Origin of the sequence: Paraburkholderia sp. RL17-347-BIC-D (genome assembly GCF_046027915.1) — a bacterium.
GTDB lineage: Bacteria > Pseudomonadota > Gammaproteobacteria > Burkholderiales > Burkholderiaceae > Paraburkholderia.
Window position 1 is genome coordinate 250876 of the sequence record NZ_JARESS010000002.1, and the last position, 18123, is coordinate 268998.

Sequence of the window (18123 nt, forward strand, 5' to 3'; positions counted from 1 at the left end):
TTTTCATGCTGCGCAGAAAACTCATCGTCGCCACTGTGGTGACTCTCAGCGGCGTGAGCGTCGCGCTCGCCGTGTTCGCGATGACGCGGGTGTCGTCGAATACTGGAGATACTTCGGGCGCCGTCGAAGCATCGGCAAGCGCGCAGGGTTCGTCCGGCCAGCATGGCGGCACCGTGTTCACAGACGGTGCGCTGGCGGTCGAAGTCGTCCTGTCCGAGAAGCCGGGGGACGCGCGGCTCGTCGTCTATCCTTTCGTCGACGGCAAACCCGCGGACAAGGACCTGGTCGTGTCGGGTTCCATTACGCGTTACGACGGTTCGATGCAGCCATTGCAGTTCGCGTCGGCAGGTCAGAAGCTGCTGTCCGCCGAACCGATCGCGAAGCCTCACGTCTTCGACGCATTCATTCATCTCAAGTGGCGCGGACAATCCGCATCGTTCGTGTTTTCGCGGGCCGATGGTGCAATCGCGCTCAGCGCGGCGCAAATCGAGGCGGCGCAGATTCGTCTCGACCGCGTCGGTCCCGCGCAGATTCTCACGACATTCCAGCTTCCTGGTGAGATCAGATTCAATGAGGATCGCACGGCCCACGTCGTGCCACGCGTGGCGGGCATCGTCGAGCGAGTCGATGTTTCGATCGGCGAGAAAGTCGCGAAGGGGCAAGTGCTGGCGGTCATCGCCAGCACCGATCTTGCCGATCGCAGAAGCGAATTGCTGAGCGCGGAGCGCCGGCTCGCGGCCGCACGAACATCGTATGAACGCGAAAAGACGCTCTGGCAGGAGCGCATCTCCGCCGAGCAGGACTACCTCCAGGCGCAGGTCCAGTTACGCGAAGCCGAGATCGCCACGCAGAACGCCCGCGCGAAGCTTGCCGCGCTGAATGCCCCGCCATCGGCCGGCGCCTTGAACCGTTACGAATTGCGCGCGCCGTTTGCCGGAACGCTGGTCGAGAAGCACGCGACGCCCGGTGAGGCGATCGCCGCGGATGCCAAGGTCTTTATTCTCTCGGACCTCTCGTCCGTGTGGGCCGAAATGGCGGTGCCGGCGCAGCGCCTGAACGATGTGCGTGTCGGCCGCGAAGCCACGGTCAGCGCCACCGCGTTCGACTCGAAGTCGAGTGGTCCGATTGCCTACGTCGGCGCGCTGCTCGGCGAGCAAACCCGCACCGCGCCGGCGCGGGTGGTGCTGCCGAATCCCGATGGCGCGTGGCGGCCGGGCATGTTCGTCAATGTGTCGGTGGATGCCGGCAAACAAAGCGTGCCGCTCGCGGTGGCGAGCGACGCGCTGCAGGAGATAGACGGCGGGCCCGCCGTCTTTGTGCAGTCGCCCAAGGGTTTTGTCGCTCAGGCGATCGAGACGGGGCGCCGTGACGACAAGGTCGTCGAAGTGGTGAAAGGACTTCTGCCGGGCCAGAAGTATGTCACCGCGAACAGTTTCGTCCTCAAGGCTGAACTCGGGAAGGGCAGTGTCGAGGAACATTGACGCCCCGACGCCATGAACCCGTCATGACCTGCGATGACTTGCAGTAAGCAGACCGCTTTCCCGAGCCTCGGTTTCCAAGGACCCTCCGCATGTTTGAAAGACTGATTCGCTTCGCCATCGCGCACCGCTGGCTGGTCATGCTGGCCGTTGCCGCGGTCGCGGGATGGGGCGTGTACAGCTATCAGAAGCTGCCCATCGACGCCGTGCCCGACATCACCAACGTTCAGGTGCAAATCAACACTTCAGCGCCGGGTTATTCGCCGCTCGAAGCCGAGCAGCGCATCACCTATCCGGTAGAGACCGCAATGGCCGGACTTCCCAATCTGGCGCAGACGCGCTCCATCTCCCGCTACGGGCTCTCTCAGGTCACGGTGATCTTCAAGAACGGCACCGACATCTACTTCGCGCGTCAGCTCGTCAACGAGCGGATTCAGGAAGCCAAGGACAAGCTGCCGCCCGGCGCGACGCCGGCGATGGGGCCGACCTCCACGGGTCTCGGCGAGATTTATCTGTGGACGGTGGAGGCCGACGCGTCGGCCGTCAAGCCGGACGGAACCCGCTACACGCCGGCAGATTTGCGCGAGCTTCAAGATTGGGTCGTGAAGCCGCAGCTTCGCAACGTGCCGGGCGTCACCGAGGTGAATTCCATCGGCGGCTTCGTGAAGGAGTTCCGGGTCGCGCCGAATCCCGCCAAGCTCATGTCATACGGCTTGACGCTCGCGGACGTGGTGCGCGCGATCGACCGTAACAATGCGAATGTCGGCGCGGGCTACATCGAAAAGCGCGGCGAGCAGTATCTCGTGCGCGTGCCAGGCCAGGCCCGCTCGGTCGAAGACATCGCCAATGTCGTGCTCACCAACGTGGGCGGCGTGCCGGTTCGTATCAAGGACGTCGGACAGGTGGACATGGGCCGTGAATTGCGCACGGGCGCCGCGACGTCGAACGGCGAAGAGGTCGTGCTCGGCACCGTGTTCATGCTGATCGGAGAGAACAGCCGCACCGTCGCCAAGGCGGTCTCCGTCAAGATGGAAGACGTCAACCGTACCTTGCCACCAGGTGTGCGCGCGATTCCCGTGTACGACCGCACCGTGCTGGTCGAGAAAGCCGTGCAGACAGTGAAGAAGAACCTGCTCGAAGGCGCGGTGCTCGTGATCGTCGTGCTGTTCCTCTTTCTCGGCAACATGCGCGCGGCGCTGATCACGGCGCTCGTCATTCCGCTGTCGATGCTGATGACCTTCACCGGCATGGTCAATGCGAAGGTGAGCGCCAACCTCATGAGTCTGGGCGCACTCGACTTCGGGATCATCGTCGACGGCGCGGTGGTGATCGTCGAAAACTGCGTGAGGCGCCTTGCTCATGCGCAGACGCTCGCCGGCCGGCCGTTGACCCGCGAGGAGCGTTTCGCCGAAGTCTTCGGCGCGTCGCAGGAAGCGCGCCGCGCCCTGATATTCGGTCAATTGATCATCATGGTGGTCTATCTGCCGATCTTCGCGCTCACCGGCGTCGAGGCAAAAATGTTTCACCCGATGGCGGTCACGGTCGTGATGGCGCTGGCTGCCGCGATGGTGCTGACGGTCACCTTCATCCCCGCCGCGGTGGCGCTGTTCATCGGCAAGCGCGTCGAGGAAAAGGAAAACCGCTTGATGGGCTGGGCGAGGCGAGCCTATGAACCGCTGCTCACCGCTTTCATGACGCGCCCGAAACGTGTGTTCGCCGGCGCGGCGCTGATCGTCACGCTGAGCATCGGTCTGGCGGCGCGACTCGGCAGCGAGTTCGTCCCGAGTCTGAACGAGGGCGACCTGGCCGTTGCCGCATTGCGTATTCCGGGCACGAGTCTGTCCCAATCGGTCAGCATGCAAAAGTCTATTGAGAAAACGTTGAAGCAACGCTTCCCGGAGATCGAGCGCGTGTTTGCCCGTACAGGGACGGCGGAAATCGCCGCGGATCCGATGCCGCCCAATCTGTCCGACGGCTACATCATGCTCAAGCCGACGGACACGTGGCCGGACCCGAACAAGTCGCGCGCCAAACTCGTCGAGGAAATCGAAGCGGTGCTCGCTGAACTGCCTGGCAATAGCTACGAGTTCTCCCAGCCGATTCAACTGCGCTTCAACGAATTGATCTCCGGCGTACGCAGCGACGTCGCGGTGAAGCTCTTCGGCGACGACATGGCGGTGCTCAGCGGCACGGGCGAGAAGATCGCGGCGGCATTGCAGAAAGTGCCGGGCGCTTCGGAAGTGAAGATGGAACAAACCAGCGGTTTGCCGGTTCTCACCATCAACGTGGACCGGGACAAGCTGGCGCGCTACGGCGTCACGGTCGGTGACATTCAGGACACGGTCGCGGCGGCGGTCGGCGGCCAGAAAACCGGCACGCTGTTTCAGGGCGACCGGCGCTTCGATATCGTCGTGCGCTTGCCGGACGAACTTCGCTCGGATATCGAAGCGATCAAGCGCCTGCCGATTGCGTTGCCATTCCCCGCGCCGGTGAGCGGCAGCGCGCCGCTCGCGCAGGCGCCTTATGTGCCGCTCGCCGAACTGGCCACCGTCGACGTCGCCCCTGGTCCCAACCAGATCAGCCGCGAAGACGGCAAGCGGCGCGTCGTGGTGAGCGCGAATGTGCGCGGACGCGATGTCGGCTCTTTCGTGGCGGACGCGCGCGAGCAGATCCGTCAGGACGTTCAGGTGCCCTCGGGTTACTGGTTGTCGTGGGGCGGACAATTCGAGCAGTTGCAAAGCGCGACCGAGCGCCTGAAGCTGGTCGTGCCGCTGTCGCTCTTCATGGTGTTTGTCCTGCTGTTCATCATGTTTAATAATGCTAAGGATGGCTTGCTGGTGTTCACGGGCATTCCGTTCGCATTGAGCGGCGGCGTGCTGTCGTTGTGGTTGAGGGATATCCCGCTTTCCATTACGGCGGCGATCGGTTTCATTGCGCTGTCGGGTGTCGCGGTGCTGAACGGGCTCGTCATGATTTCCTTTATTCGAAACCTGCGCGATGAGGGCACGGAACTGGACGCGGCTGTCCGTGAGGGCGCCCTGACGCGGCTGCGGCCGGTCCTGATGACGGCGCTCGTCGCGTCGCTCGGCTTTTTGCCGATGGCATTCGCCACCGGCACGGGCTCGGAAGTGCAGCGGCCGCTGGCAACGGTGGTCATTGGTGGCATCCTGTCGTCCACGGCGCTGACGCTGCTGGTTTTGCCCGTGCTGTACCGGGCCGCTCATTCGTCGTCATGGCGCGCTGCTGCCCTGAGCCGGCTGGCGAAAACTTCGCCCGCCCAGCTACTGCGCCGGTTCGGCATTTTTTCGAGGTAGTGTGAATGCGGATTTTGTTAGTGGAAGACGAGCCGAAGACCGGCGCCTATCTTCGCAAGGGGCTATCGGAGGCGGGATATGTTGTCGATTGGTCGGAAGACGGCGTCACGGGTCAGCATCAGGCGGAGACGGAAGACTACGACCTGCTGATCCTCGACGTGATGCTGCCGGGACAGGACGGTTGGACGCTGCTGCAAAACCTTCGCCGCACGCGGCTCACGCCCGTGCTGTTTCTCACCGCACGCGACGACGTTGGGGATCGCGTCAAGGGACTGGAGCTCGGCGCCGACGACTACCTCGCGAAACCGTTCGACTTCGTCGAGCTGATCGCGCGCGTGCGGTCGATCCTGCGGCGCGGCAAGCCACGTGAATCCACCTCGCTGAAGGTCGCGGATCTCGAGCTGGATCTGACGCGGCGCAAGGCAACCCGTCAGGGCGACGTGATCCTGCTGACGGCCAAGGAGTTCACGCTGCTGTGGCTGCTCATGCGCAAGGAAGGCGAAATCCTGCCTCGCGCGACGATCGCTTCGCAGGTGTGGGACATGAACTTCAATAGCGACACGAACGTGGTGGATTCGGCAATCAGGCGGCTGCGCTCCAAGGTCGACGACGCCTACGAACCCAAGCTCATTCACACCGTGAGAGGCATGGGCTACGTGCTGGAAAACCGGGACGGCGGCAATTGATCAGGCGCGTGGTGCCGCGAACGCTGCGGGCGAGGCTCACTGCTCTCATCATCCTGTCGACGTCGGCGATCCTCGCGTTGAGCGGCTTCGCGCTATATGAGGCGCTGCGCAGCCGCCTCGAGTCGACCTCGATCGAGCATATGGCCGGCACGATGGCGGCGTTGCGCACGCATCTGGCGGGGATCCAGAATACCGATGGCATTGCCGGCAATGCGGAGACGTGGATCGACCTGTTGCATGGGCACCCGAACCTGGCGCTCGCCATCTACGATACGATGGGGCAGCGCCTGTCGAGCACCCTGGGGTTTCGGCCCTACCCGCCGATCCCCGCAACCGGGGCGAGCGGTGCGGCCGTGAATCTCGCGCCCACCGGTTCGAATCTTCGATACCTGGTGGAAAGCGTGCCGCTCAATGACGGAATCGGGCCATTGGTGCGCGTCGCCGTTCAGTACGATGGAACCAGTGATCAGGCTCTGTTGCGCGCGTATGCGTACACCGCGGTGGTCATCGAAGTATTAGGCGTGGTGCTCGCCGCCGCGTTTGCGTACGGCATCGCCATGCTGGGCCTGCTTCCGCTGCGCAGGCTGGTGGCTCGGGCAGAGGAGATGTCGACAAGCCGCCTGGCGCTGCCTCTGCCAGAACTGGAAGCGTCGGGCGAGTTGAAGGAACTGGAGCACGCCTTTAACGGCATGCTGGCGCGGCTCGACGAATCGTTCACCCGGCTGAGCCAGTTCTCCTCCAATCTTGCCCACGACATGCGCACGCCGCTCACCAATCTGCTCGCCGCGGCTCAAGTGGCGCTGTCACAGCGTCGGAGCGCGGAAGACTACCGGGACGTGATCGAATCGAGTGTGGACGAGTATCAGCGACTGTCGCGCATGATCGAAGACATGCTTTTCCTCGCGCGCTCCGATCAGGCTGACGCACCGCTGTCCTTGCGTTCGCTCGACGCGGTTGCGGAGGCCGAACGCGTCGCCGGCTACTACGAGACCATGGCCGAAGATGCGCAGGTCACGATCGAGGTGACGGGCGAGGGCACCGTGCAGGCCGATCTGCTGCTCTTTCAACGCGCGCTCAGCAACCTGCTGTCGAACGCGCTCGTGCAGGCGCCGCAAGGCAGCACGATTACCATCGACTGCAAGCAGGAGCCGGGCTCGACCACGCTGAGCGTGTCGGACTCGGGAGCGGGAATCGACGCTCGTCATATCGAGCGCATATTCGAGCGGTTCTATCGTGTCGACCCGTCGCGGCACGGTTCGGCCTCGGGCACGGGGCTGGGTCTTGCCATCGTGAAGTCGATCATGAACAGCCACGCAGGACAGTGCGGGTGCGAAAGCCGGCCTCATGTCAGCACCCGTTTCTGGCTGCAATTTCCCCGGCGCGAATGTTCGAATAACGGCCTGACCGTGTCGATGACGGACGACGCCGCCCGCCCATAAAGATTGAGCGAGCGCGCGTCCGCGCGCAACGGGCAAAGGTATGCCGCCGGAGAGGCTCGCTTCCGGCGGCATGCGCCGCTATTTGTTCGCGACGAGTTTGTCATGCTGATCCATTGACGGTGCCTTCTCACCGGCATGCCGCGTAACCGCGTGCGTCTGCTTGTTCCGGGCAATCGTGTTGGCATCCGGCGGGTATTGTGTCTTGCTGGTTGGCGTCACGCCGTCATGCTGGGCTTGAACGAGTTCGTGGTTCACCTGCTCGCGAGACTTGCCTTGCGCCTGCGCGGCTGGTGAGAGTGCGCCGATCATCGTCGCGGCAACGACGGACAGGGTGAAGAGTCTTGCAGCATTCATGTCGAGATCTCCTTTGTGGCGACCGCCGGTCGGCGATTCGTGAGTCCAGTATGAATCGCAGGCGGTGTGCCATCGTGACCGCAACATGAGAAAAATGTCAGGACAGGCGGTATCGACAAAGCGGCATCGAGCGCCACTTGCATGAGATTTTTGTCATCTTGGCGTGATGCTGGCGGCGACCTTCGCGGAGCAGGATGACTCATCTTCTTCCACGAATGACGAGGCGGCGAATGCGCGCGTTACTGCAGAAATCTGCCTTGCTGATGATCCTGGCCGTCGGTCTCGCAGGATGTGCGAGTAGCGGCAGCAAGCCAGCGGCTTCCGCTAATACGTCGGCTTCCACGCAAAAGGCGCCGACGGATCTCGCGCCAGGCGAGCAGATCGACTACGCCGGCCATCGCTGCGGCAATCCGAATCTGTATGTGAAGATGCATCTGTGTGTCTTTCCGCGCCGATAGCGTGGCCTATTTGCCGGCCCTCGTAAGAAGGCCGGCACGTCCGCGAGATCAGCTCGGATCCGCGTACTTCAGCGTCCAGCCCAACGTGCGTTGACTACCCGCCGTCAGCGCAAACGGAAGCGTCGTACAAGCGAACTTCGAATGCAACTGCCCAATCGGCGTGGTGGACAACGGATTAGTGACGCCGGCTGCCATCTCGAAGTTGGACAGCGCGCAGCTGTCGAAACCCGTGGCGCCATAGCTGGTCGCATTGCTGTTCGCGTATTTGACCGAAAACCCGTCGCTATTCGCCGTGGTGTTCTGGAAGTCCGCAAACGACGTGAAATCCGTCTCGACCGCCATGTTGCCGGTCAGCGTGGCGGAGCTCAGCGTATCGGTCCGGGTCATCGAGCCATGATCGAACGTCAACACCGTATGCACTTGCAAGTCGATGTCGGTGGCGTACGTTGCGTTCTTGGCGGCTTGCCGGAATTTGGTCGTGTCGAACGACACGACAACCTGGCCGTTGTTTTCCTGGACACTCAGATTCTTGTAGTACGTGACCGGGATGTAAGTCTTCCCGTTATACGTAACCTGCGGAATCAACAACGCGTAGCCCAGATCCGTGGTTCCGTAGATCAGCTTGTCGGAGAACGGTGTTGGGTAATACGGCGTGTACGAGTTGTAATCGGGTGCCTGACTCAGGTTGAGATTGATGACGCGTTTGCCATCGCGCACCGTAACGAGCGCCGCGCTGTACGGATGAGCCGTATCGCCCGGCAAGTTGTACCAGGTCAACGTGTAATGCGGTCTTGCATCCAGCCACGCTTGCAGATCGGTGTCGGACATGGGTGCCTTGCTGCCGAAACCCAGCTTGTCCCACCACGCATTCACGTACATAAACTGATGCAGCAGGCTGAAATTCTCACCCATGACGCGCGGTTTGCCGCGATACGTATCGGTCCCGCGGCCTTTCACCCACATATTTACGGACGGCGTGGGCAGCGACGGGTCGTACCAGAACGTGTCGAAGCGATAGGCCGCCTTATAGATGAACGAATAGGCGACCTGCATTTCCTGCGCGGTCAGTACGCCTGCATTGGCCGCAGCCGTCAGGACTTCCATGAAGGCCGAATCGCCGTATGGCCCGATGGATCGGCCGTAGTTGAAACCCTGGCCGTCGGCATTGAGTTGCGGAAGAATCAGATCGACCGATTTGCGCAGATACGATTTCAGTTCCGGCGTCAGATTGGCCTCGTTGCCCATTTCCAGCGTTCGCTCCGTCACTTCGCCGATCAGCAGCGTGCTGTATCGGTCGAAGCGCGCCTGGTCGTAGTAGGTGGTGTGCGTATTCGACGCTTCGTCGGAAAAGCCGCCGGAGGAATCGTTTCGAATGTGATTGGTGAGCGTGTACAGAAGCGCGTCGCGCGCGCCCATCGTTGCCACGGTTGGATCGGTCTTGGACGAGAAGCTCGGATTGCTCCAGCCGAGTTTTTGCCGCAAGCCCGCAATGCCGTAGGAAACCGCGTAGTAGTTTTGAGCGGTATTGAGCGATGCAACGTCGATCGGCACGCCTGCCGCCGGGCACGTATTCGTTTTGCCGCTTGCGTCCGCGCCGAACATGTCGCAGAAGTTCAGCCGATTTTGCAGCGTGGTCAGCATGGCATCGCTGAAAACTTCATTGAGCATGCCGTGCGCCTTGAAATTGTTCAGCGCAACGAGATAGTAGTACTCGCCCCAGGAGGTATTCGCATACACGTAATCGGCGCCGTGCATCTGCGTCATCATCGCGGTCGTTATTTTCTGGTACGTCGCAAGATAGTCCGCGTATTTAGGATCGCCCTTCGTTTTCATATCGATCAATATGTACGACAGGCCGAGCGCCAGCTTACCCGGCAGGAATTTATCCCCCGTGTTGGTGTCCAGCACATGAACGGGGCTGCCATCGCCAAGATCCATCACCACTTGTGTGAAATCAGGCGCTTTCTTGATGAGGTCGAAGAGCGCTCTCATCTGTCCCATCATGGTGATGGGAACGCCGGCGCCCGACGGCACGCTGGTGTCCGACGCGCCGTAGACAATGCCGTGAAGAGAGACGGCTCCGCCTTTCGACGGATCGCTCGGGGTGTCGCTCACGCTGCCACCGCAAGCGGTGACGAGAAGCGCGGTGAGCGTACTGAGTGCAAACGCAAACGAGGTTTTTCCTGGTGAAAGCATGTTGTCTCCGGATTTATTTGATCGATGCGTGATTCACATTTTTGATTACCTATTACTTGCCTTTTCTTCTCCTTTGATAAGTAAAAGCAAATGCATTTTTCATTGCCGGATTCGACGCAATTCACCTGCGGGTAAGGCCGTGGTGACTCTTCCTGGCATCCGACGCGACACTACGACTGGTGCTGACCTCGGCGACAACCTTCAACAACAGTCATAGGTCGTCAGACAACATGAATGAAACGAACACTGCCGACCTGACACCTGCGCCACGCGGTCACCGTCGCATGCCGCTATCGCTCATTCGCAAACGTATGCGGGTGGAATATCAGCCGAATCGGACAACAGTGAAGCATGCCGCGCCGAGCGCGGCAGTAACAACCTAGCCATGAAATATTTGGTAAGTGGTAGGAGATCATATCTCTAGCAAGATGGCAAGTGTCATGTGAAACGGCCGCAAGGGGTGGTGCCGACCTTGCCGCTGAAGGCCGTGCGGATAGCCGGCCGCCAAGTGTCCTTTTCACGTCCGCGCGCAATGGCGATAGACATCGGGTTGAAGGCTAGGGCAATAGCGCGGGGAATAGAAATCTGCGCGGATTCGCTGGTCGTTGAATGCGCGATTCGAGGTCGGCGACGCGACTGCGAGTATCTTCGCGAGTGCATTGAAGTTCTTTGCCGTTGCATGCGGACGCGATGCTTCGCCGAACTTGCCGGTCCGCGTCGAGATATGGCGGCCCTATCCGCGGTCTATGCACATTCGAGAACAATCCTCTCCACACAGGGCCCTTATTCTCAAGCGGCCACCTTTCTAGACTGTCGTCACTGAATTACGAACAGGGCTGTTCGTAGCAGAGCAAAGCGAAGTCTGGAGGTCGTCATCATGAAGTCCCTTATTCAAGCCGTTGTGGTTGCCGCTGCCCTTGCCGCGCCGGTTGCCGTGTTCGCTCAATCGAACTCGCCTGTGACCCGTGCGCAAGTGCGTGCCGAGTTGATCGAACTCGAACAGGCCGGCTATAACCCGGCCCGCGGCGAAGATCCGAACTATCCGGCTGATATTCAGGCCGCCGAAGCGCGCGTCGCGGCACGGCACGCGGCGACAGGTTTTGGCGGCACCACGAGCGGTTCATCGGACGCGGGACGTGCGCCGGTTTCCAGCGCGGATTGGAATGCGATGTACAACCATCCGTGATGAGTGGTGCGTGAGTTTTTCAGCGGCGTGCGTGACGGCGTCATTGGCATCATCGAGCGGGCATGTGGTGACGTCGAAGTGATCGAGGTTCAGCAAGCCGCCGCGGAGCAACGCCGTCATGCGCGTGACCGCTTCGGCCGTCGTTCGACGATAGCCGCGCCCGGCACTGCGTATGCCGGGCGCTACGCGTTCAAGCCTCCGACCCGGCCTCCTCATCGACCAGTTCGGCGATGTCATGTACGTCCACCGTGCAACCCACCCGGTTTCTCACGCCGCGGCCCCACGCCTGCACATGCGCGCCCGGCGTCAGATACGCGACGAGTTCGGCCGCGGCATGCGGCGGCATGCGCAGCGAAGTGCCGTCTTCCAGCAACGCGCCGCGCAATTCGCCCTTCGGTCCGTAGAGCGGCATGACGACTTCGCCTTGCACATCCATCGGCTCGCCGTCGTGCTCATGGCCGTGGCCGTGCTCATGTTTCGGGCCGTGTTCGTGAGGCCGCGGGCCTTCGTCGACGATCTCGATGCCTTGCCGGCTCGTCAGCGAAATGGCGGCGATCAGATCGGCGCCGCGCGGTTTCACGCCGCGTATGCGCACCGTGTCGCCCGGCGCGATATGGCGCGCGATCAGTTTGCCCAGATGCGGCGGGAAATGCACCTGCTGCTGCGTACCGTCGGCGTGCTGAAGAATGAAGCCGTCCGCATCGCCGTGCGGATTGAGCAGGAACAGCACGACTTTGCCGCGCGTTTCCGGCAGGCAGGCGGGGTCGATCCAATGCATGATGAAACTCCTTTGTTCGAGTGATGAGTCGGGACTACCTGGGCGGGGTGTCGTAGAGCACCGTGAGATTGCCGGGTGTACCGAAGGCGGTGGCTTGCAGTGATTCGCCATAGCGATTACGCGTGCCGTAGCCTTGCGCCGCGATCGTCGCGCCTGGCTGCAACAGGTTCGCGAAGCGCGCGGCCGCGGGCGGCGTCAGCTTGATCACGGTGCCGTCGGTAAGGAGTACGCCGTCGGGTTCGCCGCGCGGTGTGCTGGTGACCCGCAGCACGCGGCCCGTGGCATCCAGCTTGACGAGCCCGACGCCGGCGAGCGACTTCGGCAGACGCTGGGCATCGACCGGCGGCGGTTGATCGACGATGCTGCGCCCGTTGTTCGCGTCGGCGATCTGGCTGGCGCGCAGCGTACCGCCGGGCTGCGCGACGCCGTTCACGTTGACCGTGGCGCCTGGCGCGAAGGTGGCGGCCACCTGAGTGCCGATATACGGCGGGAACCGGACTAACGTGTTGTCGGCGAGCAGCATGCCGTCGACATCGCCTTCCGGGTTGATCACATAGCGCTGGACCACGCCGCTCACACTCGCGGGAGCGCCATCACGAGGAGCCGCGGCGAAGGGCGGCGGCGGTGGCATCGGTGCGCCGGCGCTCGGCGCGGGCGGCGGCATGGTTTGCGCCGCGCAAGCTGCCGTCGCGGCGATGACGGCGAGCGCGGCCGCCGCGCGTGCGATCGGGTTGAAACGGTTCATTGTCGGACTCCTTCGACTGCAATGTCGTGCAGGAGTCTTCGCAACCGCTATGCCATGCCGCTATGGGTTGTCGCGTAAGGCTTTCCGCCGTAGCGTCCGGTTGATGATGTCGCCTGGCTGGACGGCGGGTGTCGCCCAGTTGGACACCGGCAAGCGCATCAACCGAGCTTGTACGCGGCGATCTTCGTATAGAGCGATTGACGGCTGATGCCGAGGCGGCGCGCCGCTTCCGCGCGATTGCCCGCGCTCTGCTGCAACGCGCGTTCGATCGCTGCGCGCTCCAGCCATTCGATCGCCTGCGGCAGCGGCAGATCGAGCAGCGCGGCGGGAATCTCGCTCACGCCGGCGCGCGGCGCGGTGAGAAAAGCCAGATCGTCGGCGGTCACGAGCGGGCCGCGTGCGAGCGCGGCGACACGCTCCATCGCGTTCTTCAACTCGCGGACGTTGCCGGGCCACGCGTGCGCGAGCAGGCTCCGCTCGCCATCGCCGCTCAAGGTCCGCGCGGGTCCGGCCAGATTCGCGGCGGCGGTGAGAAAGTGCGCGGCCAGCGGAAGAATATCGTCGGGACGATCGCGCAACGGCGGCAGATGAACCGGAATCACGTTGAGCCGGTAGAACAGATCCTCGCGGAACGTGCGCGCCGCGACTTCCGCCGCGAGGTCGCGGTGCGTCGCGGCCACGATCCGCACGTCGATGGCGACGCTCGTGTTGCTGCCGACCGGCGTCAGCGTGCGCTCCTGAATCACGCGCAGCAGCTTGGCTTGCATCGGCAACGGCAGGTCGCCGATTTCATCGAGAAACAGCGTGCCGCCGTTCGCTTCGACGATGTGGCCGGCGCGCTGCGCCACCGCGCCGGTGAAGGCGCCGCGCGTGTGGCCGAATAGTTCGCTCTCCAGAAGTTCGGCGGGAATCGCCGCGCAGTTGATCGCGACGAACGGCGCGTGGCGGCGCCGTGACGCGTCGTGCAGGACGCGCGCCGCAACTTCCTTGCCGGTGCCGGTTTCGCCCGTGATCAGCACGGTCGAATCCGTGGCGGCGGCGCGGCCGATCTGCTTTTGCGCGTCGCGCAGCGCCTCGCTGTTGCCGAGCAGGCGAGGCGTGCCGTCGGTGACGTCTTCGTTCGACGCCGGCAGCGCCGGGCCCGACGTCCCGCGATTGGACGCTTCGATCTTGCGCAGCAAGGACGCGATCGCGTCGCGCCCGACCGGCTTGGTCAGGTGCTCGAAGGCGCCGAGCCGCATCGCGTGAATGGTGTTGTCGCTGGTGGCGAAGGCGGTCAGCACGACCACCGGGAGCGCGGCGCGCGCCGGCATCGCGCGCAGACGCTCGAGCACGTCGATGCCGCTCAGGTCCGGCATCCTGATGTCGAGAAACATGCAGTCGATGCGCGTGTCGCTGGCTAACCTCGCAAGCGCATCGTGGCCGCTGCCCGCCTGCTCGATGAGATGGCCAAGGTCGCCGAGCGTTTCGGCGAGGCTTTCGCGGAAGGCGTCGTCGTCGTCGACGATCAGGATGTGCGCCATGGGATCTCGATCACAAAACAGGCACCGCGCTCGCGCGCTTCATAAAAGGCACGGCCGCCATGCGCGGCAGCGATCTCGCGTACCACGGCGAGGCCAAGCCCCGAACCGGCAGCGTGGCCGGTCACGAACGGTTCGAAAATGCGCTCACGCTCGGCGTGCGGCACGCCGGGACCGTCGTCGGTCACTTCGATCCGCAGTGCCGCGGCGGGGCGCGCCGCGCGCAGCGTGACGTGACCGCCGGATTGCGTATGACGCAGCGCGTTGAGGATCAGATTATCGATGGCGCGCGCCAGTTGCTCCGCGTCGAAACAGGCCTGCGCGGGAAGCCCTTCGGCGCACTCCAATGCGAGTGCGATGCCGGCCCGCGCGGCCGCGTCCTGATGCCATTCCATGCGCTCGGCGAGCCAGCTGCGCAAATCGACGGCATGGGCGTCGATACGCACGGGCTGGGTCAGCGCGAGCAGACCCGACAGTTGCCGTTCCACCCGCTGAATCTGTTCGAGGATCGCGCCGAGTGCGCGCTGCTTGCGTTCGGTGTCGCCGTTCAGGGCATTTTCCGCCTTGAGCCGCATCGCGCCGATGGGGTTGCGGATCTCGTGCGCCATCTGCGCGGAGAACCGGCCGATTGCCGCGAAGCGTTCCGCGGCCGCGAGCTGCGTATGCAGATCGCCGGCTTGCTGCTGCAAGGACGTGGCGCGCGCGCCGTAGACGTTGAACGCGTGGACGATCTTGTCGAGGTCGGGCTCGCCGGTCGGCGCAATCGGCATGAACAGGTCGGCGGGCCGGCTCAGGCTGGCCTCGATGCGCGCGAGATTGGCGCGCCAGCGTCGCAGCAGCACGCCGAGCGCGATGGCGATACCGACGATTACTGCAAGCAACACCGCGAGGGTGGTCACGAGCGCTTTGCCCGACGGCCCGAGCGGAGGATGCACGCGCGACAGCGTCCACGCAAAGAGGCCGTCCCGATGAGGCACCGGACAGGCGGTGACGATCACGGCATCCTGCTGGCCTTCGACGAATTCGGATGCCGCCGCACGTGTCGTGGACGCCGCGCGCAAGGTGCGCAGAATCAGCGGCGTCTCGGCATCGGGGATGTCGCGCTTGATGCCGCTGCCCTGATAGGTCGGAAACGCGTACGCATCGAAACTGCCGCGCGGCGCGCCGTCCGGCCGCCAGAAGCCGCCTTCCACGCCGTCCATTTGCGCGAGCACGATGTCGAGGATCGCGTGCATCAGATCCGTGTTCGGTCCATTGGGCGACGCCGGTTGCGCGGCGGGCGCGGCGGCCGCGGGTTGACCGGCGCGTGGCGCGGCGATCGGCTCCGCCGTCCGGTCGATCGACAGGTCGTAGCGCGACCCGATCGTCTCGCAGCCGGCCAGCCCCTGCTGACGCGCGACGCTGATCTGCCGTCCGAGATTCGCTTGCGCCATGAACCACACGAGCCCGATCAGGACCGCGCACATCACCGCGACCAGCAGCCAGAAGACGATCAACTGACTGGCGAACGATAAACGTCGGGGAGCAGCGGTCATGAGTGCGCGGGGAAGGTTTGGAGCTAGACAGTAGCAAAATTCCGGCCCGTGGTGCGCGAGTCACCACCAGGCATTCGACGACGCTGCAAGCGGACAGGCGCCGGCTCGCTGTTGCGCCGCTGGACAACCGCTGTCCACGAACCGGACAGCACTCCGCGTCACCGCCGGCCGCTTCCCCACACTCGCGGCGTTCACGCGCCAATGGCATACGAGTTGCGTCAGGCTGGCCGCCGTCCCGGCACTCGTCGCCAGTGAGGTCATCCGCATGTCGAAGCCGATACGCTCGAATTGTTCGCCACGCGGCACGCGGGACCGCTGTGCCGCGCCGGGGGCATCGTGAAAGCCCAACGCGCGCTGGAGGCGCTGAATTTCTTCGTGGCCGATGTGCAAGCCGGTATCGGACCGTTTCTCGGCGTGTTCCTGCAGGCGCGCGGTTGGGGCGCCGATCAGATCGGCACGGTCATGACGATCGGCGGCATCGCCGGCATGCTCGCGTCCGGCTTGCTGTGGATCTCGCACGGCTACTGGATGGTGGCGGCGTCCCAGGTGGCGACCGCGATCACCGGCGCGGCGATCGGCCCGGCCTTGGCCGGCATGACGCTGGGCATGGTCAGGCAGCAGGGTTTCGACCGGCAGTTCGGCCGCAACCAGGTGGCCAATCATGGCGGCAATGTGGTTGCGGCGGCGTTGTCGGGTTGGCTGGGCTGGCGTTACGGGTTCGGCGCGGTGTTTGTCTTGAGCTCGCTGTTCGGCTTGTTGTCGATTGCCGCCGTGGCGTCGATTCCGCGCGACGCCATCGATCACGATGCCGCGCGAGGCGCCGGCGCCGGCACGCATGCCGGCGGCAAAGCACCCGCGAGCGGCTTATGGGTGCTGTTGCAATCCCGTCCTTTGCTATTGCTCGCCGCGGCGCTCGGCCTGTTTCATCTGGGCAACGCGGCCATGCTGCCGCTCTACGGGCTCGCGATCGTCGCGGCCCATCAGGGCGAGCCGAGCGCGTTCACCGCGCAGACCATCGTCATTGCGCAACTCGTGATGGTTGCCGCCGCGATGCTGGCGACCCGGCTGATCCGCTGGCGCGGCTACTGGTGGGTGATCCTGCTGACTTTCCTCGCGCTGCCGATGCGCGGGCTGATCGCCGCATCGGTGATTCACGCGTGGGGTGTGTGGCCGGTGCAAGCGCTCGACGGCATCGGCGCGGGATTGCAAAGCGTCGCGGTGCCGGCGCTGGTGGTGCGGCTGCTGGAAGGCAGCGGGCGGGTGAACGTGGGGCAGGGCGTCGTGATGACGGTGCAGGGCGGCGGCGCGGCGTTGAGCCCGGCGTTGGGCGGAATCCTCGCGCACCGTTTCGGTTATCCCGCCGCGTTCATCGCGCTCGGCGCGGTGTCGACGGGTTCGCTGGTGTTGTGGCTGGGCTTCGGGGCGTCGCTCAGACATGCGTGCGCGGCACGCGACGCAGCGGGCCGCGATGCGGTCGAGGCGCCATTCCCAGTGTCGTGACACCCGTTTTCGCTGCCGCTTGGTACGCCGCTTGCTGCCCGCTGATGTTTTTATCGCAAGCTGTCACACATGCCCCGAACCCCCGCTACTTGCCAAAGGTGGAGTGCCCGTGAGATCCGGGTCTTGCACGAAATGCCGCGCGTGTTGGTCGTCGACGACAACGCCGGCGCCGCCGAGGCGCTCGCCACTTATCTCTCCTACGAAGGCGTGGAAGCCCGTGCCGCCAATGGCTGCGAGCAGGCGCTGCGCTGCGTGCGGGACTGGGTGCCGGACGTCGTGGTGCTCGACATCATGATGCCGGAGCGCGACGGCTATGAAACCGCGAGCGCGCTGCGCAGCTATCTGCCGACGCAGAGTCTGGGCATTGTCGCGTTCACGTCGCTCGATGAGGATCACGTGAAGGAAACCGGCAAAGCACGTCACAATTTCGACGGCTATTGTCAAAAAGGCACGGCCCCGACGGCGCTGCTCGCGCTGATGCGCAAGCTTTGGCGGGAATAGCTGCGCGGCGTCGCGCTGCATGCGTCACGTTGGCGCAAGCAGGGGGCGCCAAGCTCAAGCCAATTCGCTCTCCACCGGCTCCTCGACGATCTGCTTGAGAATCGCCTCCATCAACCCCGGAAACCGGGCGTCCAGTTCCGCGCGCCGTAGCGAATTCTGATGCACGGTGCCGGCCACGCGCGTGCGCACGAGGCCTGCCTCACGCAGGATCCGGAAGTGATGGGACACGCTCGACTTCGGGCGGCCGCCGTCGAGTTCGCCGCAGGTGGCCTCGTCCACCGACGCGAGGCGCCGGACAATCTCCAGGCGAACCGGGTCGCTCAGGGCATGAAAGAGCCGCCCGAGCGCGAAATCCTCGGCGGCGGGGTGGTTATAAGTGCGCATCCTGCAAATGATAAAGGTTTCTGCGATACTTCGTTATTCGATGTTTATC

Annotated in this window: 15 protein-coding genes; 8 read left to right on the forward strand and 7 right to left on the reverse strand. The window is 63.9% G+C overall.

All coding sequences use genetic code 11. From position 1 onward, the window contains the following. The first annotated feature begins 5 nt into the window (after nucleotides 1–5). The 4 genes from P0D96_RS04535 to P0D96_RS04550 all read left to right on the forward strand — a co-directional run bounded on the left by P0D96_RS04535 (nucleotide 6) and on the right by P0D96_RS04550 (nucleotide 6917). Complete coding sequence (locus P0D96_RS04535) at nucleotides 6–1481, forward strand: efflux RND transporter periplasmic adaptor subunit (RefSeq protein WP_408312061.1); 1476 nt, start codon at nucleotides 6–8, stop codon at nucleotides 1479–1481. 89 nt (nucleotides 1482–1570) lie between these two features. Beyond that, nucleotides 1571–4792, forward strand: a complete 3222-nt coding sequence (locus P0D96_RS04540; RefSeq protein WP_408312064.1) for an efflux RND transporter permease subunit — start codon at nucleotides 1571–1573, stop codon at nucleotides 4790–4792. 5 nt (nucleotides 4793–4797) lie between these two features. After that, entirely contained in the window at nucleotides 4798–5478 is a 681-nt protein-coding gene (gene irlR / locus P0D96_RS04545) for a heavy metal response regulator transcription factor IrlR (protein WP_408175096.1), read from the forward strand. Continuing rightward, nucleotides 5475–6917: a heavy metal sensor histidine kinase gene (locus P0D96_RS04550; RefSeq protein WP_408312067.1), complete on the forward strand. Its 1443-nt coding sequence runs from the start codon at nucleotides 5475–5477 to the stop codon at nucleotides 6915–6917. Before irlR ends, P0D96_RS04550 begins: the two co-directional genes overlap by 4 nt. Before the next feature lie 78 nt (nucleotides 6918–6995). On the opposite strand, the gene P0D96_RS04555 is transcribed toward P0D96_RS04550, so the two are convergent. Further along, entirely contained in the window at nucleotides 6996–7271 is a 276-nt protein-coding gene (locus P0D96_RS04555; protein ID WP_408175093.1) for a DUF4148 domain-containing protein, read from the reverse strand. 230 nt (nucleotides 7272–7501) lie between these two features. Between P0D96_RS04555 and P0D96_RS04560 the strand changes: the two genes are divergently transcribed. After that, nucleotides 7502–7729, forward strand: coding sequence for a hypothetical protein (locus P0D96_RS04560; RefSeq protein WP_408175092.1), 228 nt, complete (start codon nucleotides 7502–7504; stop codon nucleotides 7727–7729). A 48-nt stretch (nucleotides 7730–7777) separates the two neighbouring features. Here P0D96_RS04560 and P0D96_RS04565 read toward each other — a convergent pair whose 3' ends face one another. Beyond that, a complete protein-coding gene (locus tag P0D96_RS04565) occupies nucleotides 7778–9925 on the reverse strand; it encodes a hypothetical protein (protein WP_408312069.1) in 2148 nt (715 codons plus the stop codon). 877 nt (nucleotides 9926–10802) lie between these two features. Between P0D96_RS04565 and P0D96_RS04570 the strand changes: the two genes are divergently transcribed. After that, nucleotides 10803–11111, forward strand: a complete 309-nt coding sequence (locus tag P0D96_RS04570; protein WP_408175090.1) for a DUF4148 domain-containing protein — start codon at nucleotides 10803–10805, stop codon at nucleotides 11109–11111. 190 nt (nucleotides 11112–11301) lie between these two features. Here P0D96_RS04570 and P0D96_RS04575 read toward each other — a convergent pair whose 3' ends face one another. From P0D96_RS04575 to P0D96_RS04590, 4 genes are all read right to left on the reverse strand, one after another. Further along, entirely contained in the window at nucleotides 11302–11889 is a 588-nt protein-coding gene (locus P0D96_RS04575; protein WP_408175089.1) for a hypothetical protein, read from the reverse strand. A gap of 34 nt (nucleotides 11890–11923) precedes the next feature. After that, a complete protein-coding gene (locus P0D96_RS04580) occupies nucleotides 11924–12634 on the reverse strand; it encodes a hypothetical protein (RefSeq protein ID WP_408175087.1) in 711 nt (236 codons plus the stop codon). Nucleotides 12635–12792: 158 nt separating this feature from the next. Continuing rightward, the gene (locus P0D96_RS04585) at nucleotides 12793–14157 is read right to left on the reverse strand and encodes a sigma-54-dependent transcriptional regulator (RefSeq protein WP_408175086.1); all 1365 of its coding nucleotides are present in this window, start codon (nucleotides 14155–14157) and stop codon (nucleotides 12793–12795) included. Next, the gene (locus P0D96_RS04590) at nucleotides 14142–15689 is read right to left on the reverse strand and encodes a sensor histidine kinase (protein ID WP_408175085.1); all 1548 of its coding nucleotides are present in this window, start codon (nucleotides 15687–15689) and stop codon (nucleotides 14142–14144) included. The genes P0D96_RS04585 and P0D96_RS04590 overlap by 16 nt, the downstream gene beginning before the upstream one ends. 336 nt (nucleotides 15690–16025) lie before the next feature. Here P0D96_RS04590 and P0D96_RS04595 point away from each other — a divergent pair, with 336 nt between their 5' ends. Together P0D96_RS04595 and P0D96_RS04600 are read left to right on the forward strand one after the other, a co-directional pair. Next, the gene (locus P0D96_RS04595; protein WP_408175084.1) at nucleotides 16026–17189 is read left to right on the forward strand and encodes an MFS transporter; all 1164 of its coding nucleotides are present in this window, start codon (nucleotides 16026–16028) and stop codon (nucleotides 17187–17189) included. A gap of 69 nt (nucleotides 17190–17258) precedes the next feature. Next, entirely contained in the window at nucleotides 17259–17690 is a 432-nt protein-coding gene (locus P0D96_RS04600) for a response regulator (protein WP_207915701.1), read from the forward strand. A gap of 54 nt (nucleotides 17691–17744) precedes the next feature. On the opposite strand, the gene P0D96_RS04605 is transcribed toward P0D96_RS04600, so the two are convergent. Continuing rightward, the gene (locus tag P0D96_RS04605) at nucleotides 17745–18074 is read right to left on the reverse strand and encodes an ArsR/SmtB family transcription factor (protein ID WP_132377930.1); all 330 of its coding nucleotides are present in this window, start codon (nucleotides 18072–18074) and stop codon (nucleotides 17745–17747) included. Nucleotides 18075–18123: the final 49 nt, after the last annotated feature.